Genomic DNA, 14,800 nt, shown 5'->3' with positions numbered 1-14,800 from the left:
GATGTGGGTTTTCAGGATGTATTTGTAATTTTGAAAGCTTGAAATATCATAAATAATTCTATAAACTAATGAATAAACTTGGTGTTGAATCAATTATTTCCAATATTTGCGGTAAAAATAAGGATATGAATTCACATCTATTTTCCGCGGATATGAAACTGGCGGACGTCATTCATGCCGATTATTCACTGTTGTTACTGTTACATCGGTTTGGAATAAATCTGGGATTCGGGGATAAAACAGTCCGGGAATGTTGCGAGGCGAATCATGTTTCGTGTACGTTATTCCTGATGATTTGTAACGTGTACAGCAACGAGCAATACTTGCCGACGGAGAAAGAGATCGAGGGAATAGGGGGGAACGTGGACCAGTTGATTGCTTACTTGAAAAATTCTCATTCTTATTACTTGGAAAACAGGATGCTTTCCATACAAGAACAGTTAAAGGAAATTTCCGAAGGGTGCGAACAGCAACATCAGCAAATATTGAATCTTTTTTTCAATGAATACAAGAATGAGGTGATTCGTCATTTTGATTACGAGGAAGTGACGGTCTTCCCTTATATCTCGAATATGGTGAAGGGCGCTCGTCCGGGAGATTACGAGATCGGGGTGTTCCGGGAAAATCATAGTAATATTGATGATAAATTGAATGACTTGAAGAATATCATCATGAAATATTTGCCGGGAGATACTTTGTCGGATATGCGTATCCGGGTGTTATTCGGGATCTTTGCCTTGGAAGAGGATTTGAGTAAACATTCTTTGATTGAGGATAAAATACTTATTCCTTTAGTAATGAAATTAGAGCAACGGTATGCAAAACAATAATAAAAGTTACAAGATTGTTATTATTGAGCCGTCAATGATTATTTCAACCGGACTGAGGAAGTTGATCGAAATGAGGAATGAGTTTGAGGTGGTAGCGGTTATTGCCGATTGTTTTCATTGTCTGGAGAGGATTAATCATTTGAATCCGGATATTATCATCATTAACCCCTCGGCCGTGGAGCTGAAAAAACGGCAGCATCTGGAAGAGTTGTTTGAAGGGGTGAAGGATACGGCTTTCGTGGCGTTAGTTTACCAGTATATCGATCCTGAGATTCTGAAACAATATCACACGACGATTGATATTGCCGATGATGGTGATAAGATTGCCCAGAAGTTACTACATTCAATCGATGCGTTAAGTGCCCCGGCTGATTTGCTTGATAAGAATGAACTCTCCGAACGAGAGAAAGAGATTTTGATTTCCCTTGCGAAAGGGAAGATTAACAAGGAGATTGCGGATTTGCATCATATATCGGTACACACCGTGATTACTCACCGGAAAAATATCATCCGGAAAACCGGGATAAAGTCTGTTTCCGGGCTTACGGTGTACGCTATTTTGAACAATCTCATCGATATTAATGAGGTGGAGTGATATTTTGATTGAAATATCCCCATTATAAGGGATTGCGGGAAAGGGTGGAATTGTTGATCTTTGTAATGTTAATAATAATATGATTTTTTTCTTTTCAACGTAAGCCATTGAAAGAATTTTGCCAAAAAAGACTGTTTAGCTATAAAAGTTATTCAGTCTTTTTTTATTTGGGGAGTCCCCGTGCGTCCCCTTGGGATTTTGGGGGTATGAAAACTGCATACCCGTGGTTGAAGGAATATTCTAGGCTTGCTAAATCTAAAATAATTTAAAATATGGTTATTAAATGATTATCAAATTCTTATCATATTGTTAGCCGCTCCCATTCCGCTCCCATTCCTCCCCTATTCCGCTCCTATCATAATAATGAAATATTGTAGAGTTATAGGATATGTTAACATTCGGATAGATGTATAATAGTAACTTGATCACGTGAATATAGCTCTATCCGGTAGAAACTTTACCCGACGATTGATTTTACGAGGATAAAACCTCGCTTTCCCTTGCGGTTTGCATGGGCGAGAGCGGATGGTTACCTTTGTTAATTTTCCATCAATTTTGAACCTTTATAAGCGATGGCGTACAGGATGAACGTGAGTAGAATCAATCCGGCGATAAACCATTGCCAACCGAAGTGGTCGAGAACGACCCCGGTGGCTGATCCCCAAACACTGGACCCCATGTAATAGAACAGGAGGTAGATGGAGATGGTGACCGAACGTTTTTGGAGGTTGTAGTCACTGACGATTCGGTTACAGATCACGTGTACCACGAAGAAATTAAACGTGAAAATGGCCAGTCCGAGCGTGACGATCCAGAAGTTGTTAATGTAAAGCAAAAGTAGTCCTGCCACGGAAAGGGCGATGATTGTTTTCAGTATTTTGAAGTGGTTGTACAATGCTGTTAATTTTGCCGTGGCGATCGAGCCGAATACCCCGAACAGGTACATGAAATAGATATAGTGAATCAAGTACGGGGAGAAGTTAAACGGTTCTTTTACCAGATAAAAACCGAGGTAGTTGTACAAGCTCACGAATATCCCTAACATGAGGGAGCCGATCAGATAGAAGGGGATCAGTTTCACGGAGACGATCAAGTGAAGGTTGGAAACGATCAATGATTTGAAATTCTCCCGTTTGGGCTTGAAATTGACAGAACGGGGACTGAATATCAGGAATGATATGGCGAATAAGGCACATAGTACACCTATGGAGACGGAGGCGATGCGCCACGAGAATTCACTACTGAGGTAGGAAGAAATTACTCGTCCACCCATTCCCCCCAGGGCGTTTCCGGCAATGTAGAGTCCGGTAATTTTTCCTTTATTCCGGGGTTGAACTTCTTCAGATATGTAAGCCAGTGAGACGGAAGTGGCTCCCGATAGCAAGAATCCTTTCAGGGCGCTTAATGCAACCAACAAGAAGAAGGAGGGTGAATAAGAGCAGATCACCGAAAAGACGGCCGACGATAATAGCGCCGCGCTAATCAGTTTCTTCCTTGGAATCGAGTCTGCCACGAACATTGCCGTGAACAGTCCTACTACCATTCCCAGCGTGGAGAATGATATGGCCAGACTACTGTAGCTGGCTGATAATCCAAACTCTTGAGCTAGATCGGGCAAGAGAGGCTGGAAATAGTATAACTGGGCAAAACAGGAGAACCCGGACAAGAAAACACAAATGGAGATCTTGCGGTCCTTGGTCATATTCTCCGGTGTGATAATTACTTGACTTGTATTCATGACTTTTCTTTATCCGGTGCAAAAGTACGTATTCTATGAGCAGGTTATTCTTTCGCGGAGAAGTTTTTCATCGGAAACTTTCTTTTCTTTTTCTCGTTAGAATGAGTATCAGAAAACAAGATTGTTAAACAGATAAATTTGAGAAAGATTATGAGAGGAAGGATTTTAATGGTAACGCTGTGGATGGCATCATTGTTTGTTTTTGCCGCTTGTCATGATGATGACGACGATGATGATAAGGGGTACACCCCGGGAAAGAGTGTCGTGGCCGCTTTTGAGGCGAAGTTCCCGAATGCCGTGGCTGTGAGCTGGGAGAAAAAGGGAGAGTATGAAAAGGCGGAATTTCATCAGAACGGGCAGGAAGTGGATGCTTGGTTTGATGCATCCGGAAAATGGATGATGACGGAGACGGACATTCTGTTTGCCAATCTCCCTACGGAGGTGAAGACGGGTTTCAACGAGAGCATATATAGCGCTTGGCAAGTGGAAGATGCCGACATGCTGGAGCGGTTGAATATGCCCACGGTTTATCGTTTGGAGATCGAGAAGGGAAACGAGGAGATGTTGATTTATTTCAACGAGAAGGGGGAGCTGGTAAAGGAGGTAAATGAAGAGGCTTCTACTTTACCGACGGCGGTGAGTAGTTTCATTACCCAGCAGTACCCGAAGGCTTTGGTTGTTACGATTGACCGTTGGCAGGATGGTATGTTGGAAGTCGGTATTCTGGATGGTAGCTTGGTAAAAGAAGTTTTGTTTGACCGGAATAACGGTTGGATGAAGACTTCTTGGCCGGTGTTGAAGGCCGATGTGCCTCAGGTGGTGCTTGACGTGTTGAAGGGCGAGGCGTATAATAGTTTTTCTATTGCCAGCGTGCAATACATAGAATACGCTTCCGGTAGTGATGTTTACCATTTTGTTTTGCAGAAAGAGCATTCGATGGATATAAGTGTAGAAATTGATCCTCAAGGGAATTTGGTTTTAGATTGATACTATATTTTATGGGAAGAGGGCTGTCCCAAAAGTCATTTTATTTCCAAAAACTCCTCCGTCACTTCGTGCCACCTCCTCTATAAACAGAGGAGGAGCTGGTGACTCTTCCCGAAGACAGGGAGTATTCCAGCTCTCCCTCTGTTTATAGAGGGAGTACCCCGAAGGGGGGAGGGAGTTTGAAAAATGACTTTTGGGGACAGCCCATTTTGTTTTATTTTAAAATTCAGGATAAAATCGTACATTATTGTAATATAATTGTTTATTTTGTGGAATCAATCTATGTGAATGAATCGATCAGAAGAAATATTGGCCGCATTGAAAAAAGGAGAAAAGAGCGCATTTCAGGCTTTTTTCTCGGAGTATTATGAGGTGCTGGTCTTGTTTGCCACGGGGATATTGAAAGACATGGATGCTGCCGAGGACGTGGTGCAGGATTGTTTCGTGAATGTTTGGGAGAATCGCCATTTTGAAAAGCTCTCGGACGGGTTGGATCGTTATATGTTTCATCTGGTAAAGAACGCCGCGTTAAATGATCTTCGAGGGACTCAACGTCGGGAGTTACGACATGAAAAGGTCATGGCGGAAATGGCCTCTGAGAATGAAAACAGGGGAGAAGGTGAGCTACATGAAATGGAAATTCTGTATGCAGCTATAAATCAGCTGCCCCTTGAACGTCGTCGGGTTTTTATGATGATCTGTGCCGAAGGCATGAAGTATCAAGATGTTGCGGATACGTTGGGTGTCAGTATTAATACCGTGCGAACGCAAATGGGACGCTCTATGAAATTTCTTCGGGAAAAATTGAAAGATCAGGTGTTCTCTTCTTTGCTTTGTTTCTGGTTGAAGGTGAAGAAACAATTTAAAACAATTCGATAGGGTTTATTTTTAGAAAATCAGCATACGGAATCCCGCCTGTGCCTACTAGTAATACCTTTTCCGGATGAAATTTTTGGGCAAAAACGCTCATGCCGGTATTATCGGAATGTATGCCGCTTTTTACTTCTAGGGCTATCGTTTTATTTCCTTTTTCCATGATAAAGTCAACTTCTTCATTTCCTTCTCTCCAATAATAGAGATTGTACCGTTCGGATATAGAATAATTAATCAAATGGGCTCCCACGGAGGATTCCACTAAACGTCCCCACTCTTTTGGATTTACACGTGTCTCTTGAAATGTCGTGTCATTTTGAGCTGTTAAAAGGGCGTTGTTGTGGACTTGGAATTTTGGAGAAGATGAACGTTTACGAATGACATCTCCGGCATATTTTTCTAATCCGCTTAAAAGTCCGCAATCAGAAAGTAATTTAAGATAGTTGGCTAACGTTGTTACATTACCGGCGTCTTGTAGTTGTCCTATAATTTTCGTGAACGATAAAATTTGTCCTGAATACAATGAACCCAATTCAAATAATTGTTTTAATAATGCCGGTTTGTCAACACGGGTGAGCATTAGAATATCTTTGGAGATACTTGTTTCAATAAGTGCATCATTGATGTAATTTTTCCAGCGATTTTCTTCTTCAATTAAAGATGCTGATCCCGGATAGCCGCCGAAATATACGTATTGTTCAACGCCCCATCCGAAAGCAGCCTGCATTTCGAGATAAGACCAATGTCCTAGATACAAAGTTTCGAATCTTCCTGTTAATGATTCTGTGAGTCCTTTTTGTATCAGAAGTCGTGATGATCCTAGTAATATAACTTTAATGTTTGTTCGTTCTCGGGAATCTTGATCCCATTGTTGTTTGATTACTTCACTCCAATTGTTGATTTTTTGGATTTCATCAATGACTAATAAATATTCATTTGTTTTACTGACCTTCATTTGCAATCGGGCTGTTTCCCAAACCTGTAATAGCCAAGTTGAGTTGGTTGCGGATATCGCATCAGCTGATTCAAACGTGTAAGGTATATTTATTTGTGATAACAATTGTGTCATCATGGTTGTTTTACCTACTTGTCTGGGGCCTAATATAACTTGAATGAATTTTCTTGATTCATTAATTCTTTTCTTAATAGTCTGTAAATGAATTCTTTCAAACATAGGTAACTAATTTACTCAATATCTTGAGTAAAATTACTCAATATGTTGAGTAAATCAAATAATAGGATTGATATTTTTTTGAAAAAAAATCACTTTTCCTGTCACATGATTTTGAATCTGCGGTGTTTTATGGGAAATATTGCAGATCATGGAAGATGAAATTTATGGAACTATAGCCAAAGTGGTCGCCGGGGAGACGCTATCGGACGAAGAGCGACAAGATTTGAAGGTTTGGAGGGAGGAACACGAGAGGGAGTATCAGTTGTTGGTCCGGTTGGAAGAACCCGTGCGATTTATTCGGGAACGAGGGGGAATTGTTCGGGAAGTCGCCTATAAACGGGTAGCAAGGCGGCTTGAACGAGGTAAACAAAGGAAGATCAGATGGTACACGTATATTTCCGCGGTTGCGGGAGTGTTGCTGGTGATAGGAATTGCCTTGACGTGGTGGGGGCTACCGTTTGGAGAGAAGGGGACGATGGAGCAACCGTTCAGACCGGGGAACGGGCAGGTAATGCTTACATTGAAACATGGGGAAGTGGTTCCGTTGAAAAGGGATGTGAAGGAAGTGATCGTGGCTGATACCACGTTGCGTGTGACTAACGAGGGTAATACTCTCGTGTATTCCGTGATGCAAGGTGAGGTGCGGGAAGATATTTACAACGTGTTGACAGTTCCGGTCGGTGGGGAATTTCGGGTTATTCTATCCGATGGAACAATGGTGTTTTTGAATTCCGGTTCGGAGTTACGTTACCCGGAAGCTTTTCGTGACGGGCAGAGGGAAGTCTTTTTAAAGGGCGAGGCTTGGTTTGAAGTGGCGAAAGATAGCGTGCGTCCTTTTAGGGTACACGCGGGAGAAATGGACGTTCGGGTACTGGGAACGTCTTTTAACGTGAAAGCGTACGAGCGGATGGAGTCGATAGCCATGACGCTCGTGACGGGGAGTGTTGAAATCACGTGTAATGATGAATCATTCCGGATTGTTCCGGGTGAGCAATTCGAATACCGTAAAGGGCTAAAATTGACAAGTGTTAGGGAAGTCGATACCGAGTTATACACTTCGTGGAAAGACGGGTACTATAAATTCAGGCAAGCCTCGTTGGAAGAGATTATGACAACTCTTTCCGTGTGGTATGGTTTGGAGGTCTTTTACCAGAATGAGGAGGCGAAGCGGCTGGAGTTTACGGGAAAAGTGAAACGGTACGAGGATGTCGGGAATTTACTTCGAAAATTTGAACAGACGGAGAACGTGGTATTTAATCGAAAAGGAAATAACGTTATTATTCAGTTGAAATAAAAAGCTGTTCACGATGGACGGGAACAGCTCTTAAAAGTAAAGCATGAGGGTAAGTCTGGTGGTACATGCAAACCCTGTATGCTATGTGTAACTTTCAAAGTATAAAAGTATGAAAAAAAATCGAATCGGCACAAGATCCGATGGTTGGATTTTTGTCCGAAAATGCGTGTTGATGATGAAATTTGTATTTATTTTTATGATGTGTTGTCTTTTTCAGATTCAGGCAGCGGTGTATTCTCAGCAGGCGAAAGTGTCTGTGGAGTTTCGGAACGTGTCGTTGGAAAAGGTGTTTCAAGAGTTGGAACGACAATCTAATTGTAGTTTCCTTTACAATCACCGGGTGGTGGAAGCCCGGGGGAGGGTGAGTATTCAAGTTGTTGATAAAGAGTTAAGTCAGGTTCTTGACGAGTTGTTGACAAAATTGGGACTGGGATTTACTTTCGATGATAATCTGGTGATTATAAAAGAACGTACTTCGATGTGGGGGAAAGATTCTGTTCAAAAAGGATTGCGGATCGTGGGGAGAGTCGTTGACGAGAAAAAACAGGCCATGCCCGGCGTGACGGTGAAATTGACGGGAACGACTTTAGGAACGGCGACGGATTCCAAGGGAATTTTCAGTATGATGTTACCTTTGGCCAAGGGGGCGTTAGAATTTTCTTTCGTGGGCTATAAGACGCAGAGCTTGACTTTTTCGGCAACCACGCGAGATACGATTCGGATCGTGATGCAAGAAGATATACAGGCTTTGGATGAGGCGGTTGTGGTGGCATACGGAACGACAACCCGTCGGGAGGCAACCGGGGCAATCTCGGTGATTAAAGCGGATGAATTGAGGGGAATTCCGTCGGGGAGTATTGCCAGCCTGTTACAAGGACGGGTTGCGGGAATGGACGTGACGAACATTACCGGGGCGCCCGGGGGAGGTGGAACGATTATTACTATCCGGGGATATAATTCTTTGGACGTGGAACAGAAGAGTCGCCAGTTTTCGAATCCCTTGTGGGTGGTTGACGGGGTGCCATTGAATTCGTTTACTTCACCGATTACGGGTACGAACCTGTTGGCCGAGATTAATCCCGATATGATTGAATCCGTGCAGGTTTTGAAGGATGCCTCGGCAGCCTCTATTTATGGATCTCGTGCCGCAAACGGCGTGATTATCGTGACAACGAAAAAAGGACGAGCGAATCAAAAGGCTACTTTTTCCGTGAATGTTTCCCAAACGTGGAGTGTACTACCCAAGTTACCGACGCTGATGGTCGGAAGGGCTGAACGATGGTGGCGGATAAAGGCATTGCGGAATATGCCTAAAGCTTATCTGGATTGGGAAAACAGGCAATATAAATATCCGAGTTCTATATCCGAGATGGAAAAGAATCGATTGTCTTTTTTGGATTGGTTTTATCCCAAAAGTGATGTACAACCGGTAGACGGGATTATTCTTCAGGATAGTTTAAATGCGTTTTATAATCATGCAACGAATTTTTTTCCAATGTACTTTGAAACAGGAAAAGTGACGAACGCGAATATACAGACATACGGAGGATCGGATAGAATAAATTATGGTTTCGGTTTGGGATATTATAATGAGGCAGGCGTGTTGAAAGGAACTGGATTTAATCGTATTGATTTGACTACCAATCTGAATGTAATCCCGGCGAATCGTTTAAACGTGGATTTGCGTTTCTATCTTTCATTGACGAATCGTAAAAGAAGTTCCGAGAATCAAATGGAGGGCTTTCAAACCAGCGCGAGCGTGGATGTTATTCCCGGTGATCCTTTTGAATTGACAACCCTACTTCCCGGTAAAGGGAGCGTGGTGTGGGATGAGGTGTTGAAATCTCTTCAGGGGATAAAGGAAAAAAATCGATCCGTGAGGGGAAGGGCCAACATAAAGATCGGGTATGATGTGCTGGATGGCTTGAACGTATCGACCTCTCTTGCCGCGGATTATTCGATTCATAGGCGGCATTATTTCTCTCCGTCTTACCTGGATACGGATGGGTATTCCATGAGTATAGGAGAGACCGGAATTAACGTGATGGCTTTGAGCGAAACCATGTTAACCTACACGAAGACGATTAAGGAAGATCACACGTTTAATTTACTTGCCGGTTTTTCCTACCAATATGATCAAGAGGAATATAATGGTGGAAGTGGCCGGAATTCTCCCAGTGATAAGATCCAGTATGTACCAAGTGGCTTCCCGACGTTGGCGGAAAAAGAAATTTACGATTATAAGGAGGTAATTCCCTTGCAGGCATACGAATCAGACATGAAAGAAAAATCCTTACTATCCTGGTTTGCCCGTTTGGAGTATGATTATCAGAAAAAGTATTTCATTTCAGCAAGTTTTCGTCGAGATGGAAGTTCAACCTTCGGGGCGAAAAATCGTTGGGGAACCTTTCCTTCCATTGCCGGGGGATGGAATTTTAGCGAGGAGAGTTTTATCAAGGATAATTTGGAATGGTTGAGTTTTGGAAAGATCAGGGCCAGTTGGGGACGTTCCGGGATGCATTTCGAGGAATGTTACCTGGCATTGGGATCGTTGTATTCCGGACAACCCTTTATGGGGGAGAGTACTTTGTCGTGGGGAAACGGGTTGTATAACGAGGAACTGTCCTGGGAGAAAACAGACCAGTATGATTTCGGGTTGGATATGGATATGTTCAATTATCGCTTGGGTTTGACGTTAGATTATTACTATCGCTATTCAAGTGATAAGTTATGGCAGATTGAATTGCCGGGGGATTATAACGGTTTTGCTTATCAGTGGAGAAATGCAGCGGCGGTATCTAACGAGGGGATTGAATTGTTGATCCGGTACGAGATCTTCCGGAAGGATAATTTGTACTGGAAAATTTCAGTGAACGGGGCCAAGAATTGGAATCGATTTGAGAAGTCATACACGGGGGAGGATATTCCTCGAATTGGTATTATCGGGAAGGCTTTAAATGGAATATATACCTTGGCGACAGATGGTTTTGTGAATAAACAGGATGAATTGCCTGTTACTTACAATAATGCGGGAATCAGTTCTTATTTGAATAATGGAGATAAAAGTACATTTTATAAGCCGGGAGATTATAAATTTATAGATGTAAATGGGGATGGAATTATCAGTGAAGAAGATCGGATTTACCAAGGGAGTGCCTTACCTGTCGTGACGGGAGGTATCGTGAACGAGGTACGTTGGAAGAATTTCGATCTGAATATGTCGGTTACCTTCCAAATCGGCCGACATATCGTGAATACACTGGCAAATTCCTCTCTAAAGACAAGTTATCCGAACGAAATCTTACATCCATTTATGATGAACATGAATAAACAACATTTTTGGCAGCAACCGGGAGATACGGGAGCAAGGTATACACAATGGCAAACCGATCAAGGGGTAGGGAATTATAATACTACGGATCGGGATGTGGAAAAGGTGAATTGGTTAAAGTTAAAAACATTGTCTATCGGGTATACGTTGCCGGCATCTTTAATGAAATCTTGTAAATTGGAACAGGTACGTTTCTTCGTGAGTGGGGAGAATCTTTTGTCTTGGCACAATTATTCCGGTCTCGATCCTGAAATCGTGGATGTGCGTACGGGATTCGATACGGGGAAAAATTATCCCTTGGCACGTAAGTTTACATTGGGTTTAACGGTTAAATTTTAAGCAGATGAGATATTTTATTATTTTAATAACAAGTATTTGGTTTCTTGTCGGGTGCGAGGATCTCTTGGATATGGAACCCAAAAATTCCTTGACTTACGGGAATAGCATGACGGAGAAAGAGTTGGAGGCATCTGTTCGGGGGGCGCAAGCGATTATCAGGACTTATATGATGATGCACTATAATAATGGTTCAAATTACGTGAATGGTAGTTACGCTGATGAAGTAGAATATACCCTTTCTTTGAGACGGAATCTGGACCCACAAGTAATTCCGGGTGGAGATTGGGGACAACACTATAACGTGATTTCCGTGGCTAACCGGACGATATATTTAGCGAAACATAGTGATCTTGATCAAGATCGGAAGAATTTGTATCTTGGTCAAGGGTATTTTTTGAAGGCTTTTATTTATTATGACTTATTGAAAGAATGGGGCGAGTGCGTGTTGATTAAAGATGAGGTCGAACCCAAGCCAGTGGCTAAATCCCCGTGGACGGAAATTGCAGATTATGCGATAGAAGTGGCACAGGAGGCCGTGGACGCTTTACCTGATTTCTCGGAAATAAAGGATTCTAAAGGACAATATGCTAGTTATAAGTCAACTCCTTGCAAGGGAGCAGCGAATGCTTTGTTAGCTCATTTATGCGCGTGGAAAGCCGGGGGAAAGTATTTTGCCCGGGAAGACCAAAGAAATTATGACGAACGGGAACTTTGGCTAAGAGCGGAACGGGCTTGTTCGTGGGTAATCGATTCATCTGTTTATCAATTGGCCTTGTCCCCGGAAGAGGTTTGCACGGAGGTCATGGTTGGGGGTAGTAAAGAAAGTATTTTTGAATCGGTGTATAAGGATCAGTGGATAGAATTGGGAAGTATGTGGCAAATGTTGAAATTTAATCCTGCAAGAGAGTACGAGAATTGGCCGATTAATAATCTTGCCACGCCTTCGGATAATGAATGGAATACTTTTAATATTAAAACAACGACTGTACGGGAGATGTTCCCGGATGGTGATTTGCGTAAAGACGCTTATTTTTATAAGTTTGAGGAAATGGCCCATCCGGATAGCGTGGAAATAACTCATGGCTTTGCTTATCCCTATAAATGGAGATATGGTTACTATCAAGATGATGGATGGATGAAATTTTTGAGTAATATTAATCAAAACAAAATCTGGTGGCGTTTAGCTGATATTATCCTATTACGGGCAGAATGTCGAGCCCGTTTGGGAGGGGAATATATTGCCGGAGCGATGGAGGATTTGAACACGATTCGTCGCCGGGCAAATGCTAAACTCTATTCTTCTTCAGAATATGGCGGGGATTTACGTTATGCAATTTTTAAGGAACGGGAGAAAGAGTTGTTGATGGAGGGATACCGCTATTATGACGTGATCCGGAATGGATACGTGCGGACGGAGTTGGAAGAGGGTTTCCGAAAAGCCTCTGATCAGGATTTTATAGACGGGTGTTTCTTTAATGCAATTGAAAGTGGTGCATTTAATAAAAATACGTTGATGCGTCAGAATTCATACTGGTTGCGGTATATGTAATTTAGAATTTTAAAATTTAGAATGATGAGAACTATAATATTGATATTGTGTTGCGTGGGGATATTGAGTGCTTGCACACAACAGGATGTGATTAATTCTGGAGTATCGTCACCTTACCATGATTGTAACATGATGGATTATATGCGTGGAGATACCTATAATTGGGAATTAACGGTACAAATGATTGAACATGCCGGGTTGACGGATTTGTTCGAGGGAAAAGTGGACACGATGCCGGAGATCACATTTTGGGGAATACCTTCTTATTCCATACAACGTTTTATTTTTGATTCACACGAGAATGAAGATTTGACGAAGGTGTACACGAAGGTTTCGGATATTCCGAAATCGCTTTGTAGGGAATTCCTGTTGAAGCACGTTACGAAAGGAAAGATTTTAAAGGAGGACATTGCTTATAAAAATAAAGAGTTCGAGATCAATGAATCGGGGCAGGACGGGGGAACTTGGATTACCTGTTTGGCGGGGAATCGTTTTATCGCTTACCGGGAGGGTAGCGATTACGCCGGGGTACCGGATGCCGGAGAAGTCAGTTTGAAATGCTGGTCGCTTTCATGGGGAAAGATTCCCATGTCTTCACCGGATATTCAACCGACGAATGGCGTGGTACATGCGTTGAATTACTCGTATCGATTAGGACATATTTAATAGGATGGTTATGAGAAATATAGTATGGATATTGTTTGTGGCGGTCTTGGCTTCTTGTCAGGATGTGACCATTGGGTTCTTAAATGTTGAGAAGGCCGGTTATGAAATTGATTCATTGGAGGTAAAGGCTGTTTTGGATAATGCTGTCCCGGAAATTATCCCTAACCCGGAATACGAGCGGTATGTTGACATGGGATTTGATCCTGAAAGGTGTATTGAAATGGGAATTTATCCCACGCTTGAAATAGGAGGAGGAGAGGATTATACACGGGATAAATATAACATCCCGTGGACGAGTACCCCGATTGAAGGGGTGGACGGAACTGCACCGATTTATGTTTCGATTAAAAGCGTGGCGAGTAATGATGGAGATGCCGGAAAATTGAAAGCCGTGTTGACCGTGAAAGGGGATGGTATGTTGAATGTGCCTTGTCATCATGATATTCCCGTGGGACGTTATGTGATTTCACTTACGTTTTCGAACGAGGGGTACTCTAAAGACGTGGATAATTGTTTCACGATTATCGTGAAGTAGTGTGTTTTTAATTTTGACGTGGTAGATTTGAAAGTCGGGTTAGCATAATATGCGGCCCGACTTTTGTTATTTTCTTTGTTGGAATACGGGATTTATCTTCGTGTTGGCTTGGCTGTTCTGTGAGATTGACGGTTGAAAAATTTATTTGAGGGGGACGGAACAAGATATTATTAAACTACGTATGTTTGCGTAGTTTTAATATACAAAAACAAAAAATGATAAAGGAGAGATTCCTTGGAATCTAGCAATTATGAAAACAGGTGTAAGCGATTTGCCCCGATCGATGAATCAGGGAAATGAGTTCTTAATGTTACGGGAAAAAAAGCACAGAGTTAGGATTGAAGGTGAGGGATTCGTGGTGCGTGAATGGCGTTTTTCGGATTGTGATTCTTTAGCCGAAAATGCTAATAATGAGAAGATTTGGAATAATGTTATGGATCACTTTCCACATCCATACACGAAACAAGATGCTTTTGATTATATCAGTATGGTTCATGCCATGCCTGTACCCCCGATGCGATTCGCGATCGAGGTGGATGGGAAAGCAGTAGGAAGTATCGGGTTTGGTTCAGAAGGTGACATTGAACGGGTAACAGCCGAAATCGGTTATTGGCTGGGAGAACCTTACTGGGGACGGGGAATCATGCCTAGAGTCGTGGCTGCCGTCACGCGATACGCGTTTGAAACGTTCGGTTACCAAAAACTTTACGCTTTGGTTTTTGATTACAATCCGGGATCCATGCGTGTATTGGAGAAAGCAGGGTATCAATTGGAGGCGGTGTTGCACAAGGCGGCCGTGAAAAATGGGAAGGTGATAGATTTCTATTATTACAGTATCATGAAAGAGAATTAATTAAAAAAGCAGTATCCGTGAGGATGCTGCTTTTTT

General features: G+C 42.4%; 12 protein-coding genes. 10 read left to right on the top strand and 2 right to left on the bottom strand.

Going from position 1 to position 14,800, the window contains the following annotated elements; genetic code table 11:
• Positions 1-125: 125 nt before the first annotated feature.
• The gene (locus F1644_RS02940; RefSeq protein WP_229128239.1) at positions 126-830 is read left to right on the top strand and encodes a hemerythrin domain-containing protein; all 705 of its coding nucleotides are present in this window, start codon (positions 126-128) and stop codon (positions 828-830) included.
• Positions 817-1,425, top strand: coding sequence for a response regulator transcription factor (locus tag F1644_RS02935; protein WP_087420514.1), 609 nt, complete (start codon positions 817-819; stop codon positions 1,423-1,425). The genes F1644_RS02940 and F1644_RS02935 overlap by 14 nt, the downstream gene beginning before the upstream one ends.
• Before the next feature lie 538 nt (positions 1,426-1,963).
• Here the strand turns inward: F1644_RS02935 and F1644_RS02930 are convergent.
• Complete coding sequence (locus F1644_RS02930; protein ID WP_118302117.1) at positions 1,964-3,163, bottom strand: MFS transporter; 1,200 nt, start codon at positions 3,161-3,163, stop codon at positions 1,964-1,966.
• 150 nt (positions 3,164-3,313) lie between these two features.
• On the opposite strand from F1644_RS02930, the gene F1644_RS02925 reads away from it, so the two are divergent.
• Positions 3,314-4,150, top strand: a complete 837-nt coding sequence (locus F1644_RS02925) for a PepSY-like domain-containing protein (protein ID WP_118302118.1) — start codon at positions 3,314-3,316, stop codon at positions 4,148-4,150.
• Between the two features lie 288 nt (positions 4,151-4,438).
• Entirely contained in the window at positions 4,439-5,029 is a 591-nt protein-coding gene (locus F1644_RS02920) for an RNA polymerase sigma-70 factor (RefSeq protein WP_118302119.1), read from the top strand.
• Here the strand turns inward: F1644_RS02920 and F1644_RS02915 are convergent.
• On the bottom strand, positions 5,013-6,197 hold the full coding sequence (locus F1644_RS02915; protein WP_118302120.1) for an ATP-binding protein: 1,185 nt from the start codon (positions 6,195-6,197) through the stop codon (positions 5,013-5,015). The two genes, F1644_RS02920 and F1644_RS02915, sit on opposite strands and share 17 nt — an antisense overlap.
• A 148-nt stretch (positions 6,198-6,345) precedes the next feature.
• On the opposite strand from F1644_RS02915, the gene F1644_RS02910 reads away from it, so the two are divergent.
• The 6 genes from F1644_RS02910 to F1644_RS02885 all read left to right on the top strand — a co-directional run bounded on the left by F1644_RS02910 (position 6,346) and on the right by F1644_RS02885 (position 14,764).
• Positions 6,346-7,491, top strand: coding sequence for a FecR family protein (locus F1644_RS02910; protein WP_118302121.1), 1,146 nt, complete (start codon positions 6,346-6,348; stop codon positions 7,489-7,491).
• A gap of 109 nt (positions 7,492-7,600) precedes the next feature.
• A complete protein-coding gene (locus F1644_RS02905) occupies positions 7,601-11,161 on the top strand; it encodes a SusC/RagA family TonB-linked outer membrane protein (protein ID WP_118302122.1) in 3,561 nt (1,186 codons plus the stop codon).
• 4 nt (positions 11,162-11,165) lie between these two features.
• Positions 11,166-12,710, top strand: a complete 1,545-nt coding sequence (locus F1644_RS02900) for a RagB/SusD family nutrient uptake outer membrane protein (protein ID WP_118302123.1) — start codon at positions 11,166-11,168, stop codon at positions 12,708-12,710.
• 24 nt (positions 12,711-12,734) lie between these two features.
• Entirely contained in the window at positions 12,735-13,376 is a 642-nt protein-coding gene (locus F1644_RS02895; protein ID WP_118302124.1) for a hypothetical protein, read from the top strand.
• A 10-nt stretch (positions 13,377-13,386) separates the two neighbouring features.
• Positions 13,387-13,911: a hypothetical protein gene (locus F1644_RS02890; RefSeq protein ID WP_147344525.1), complete on the top strand. Its 525-nt coding sequence runs from the start codon at positions 13,387-13,389 to the stop codon at positions 13,909-13,911.
• 250 nt (positions 13,912-14,161) lie between these two features.
• Positions 14,162-14,764, top strand: coding sequence for a GNAT family N-acetyltransferase (locus F1644_RS02885; protein ID WP_229782431.1), 603 nt, complete (start codon positions 14,162-14,164; stop codon positions 14,762-14,764).
• Positions 14,765-14,800: the final 36 nt, after the last annotated feature.

Source organism: Butyricimonas paravirosa, assembly GCF_032878955.1.
Taxonomy (GTDB): Bacteria; Bacteroidota; Bacteroidia; order Bacteroidales; family Marinifilaceae; genus Butyricimonas; species Butyricimonas paravirosa.
This window is presented reverse-complemented; position numbering and strand designations above follow the sequence as displayed.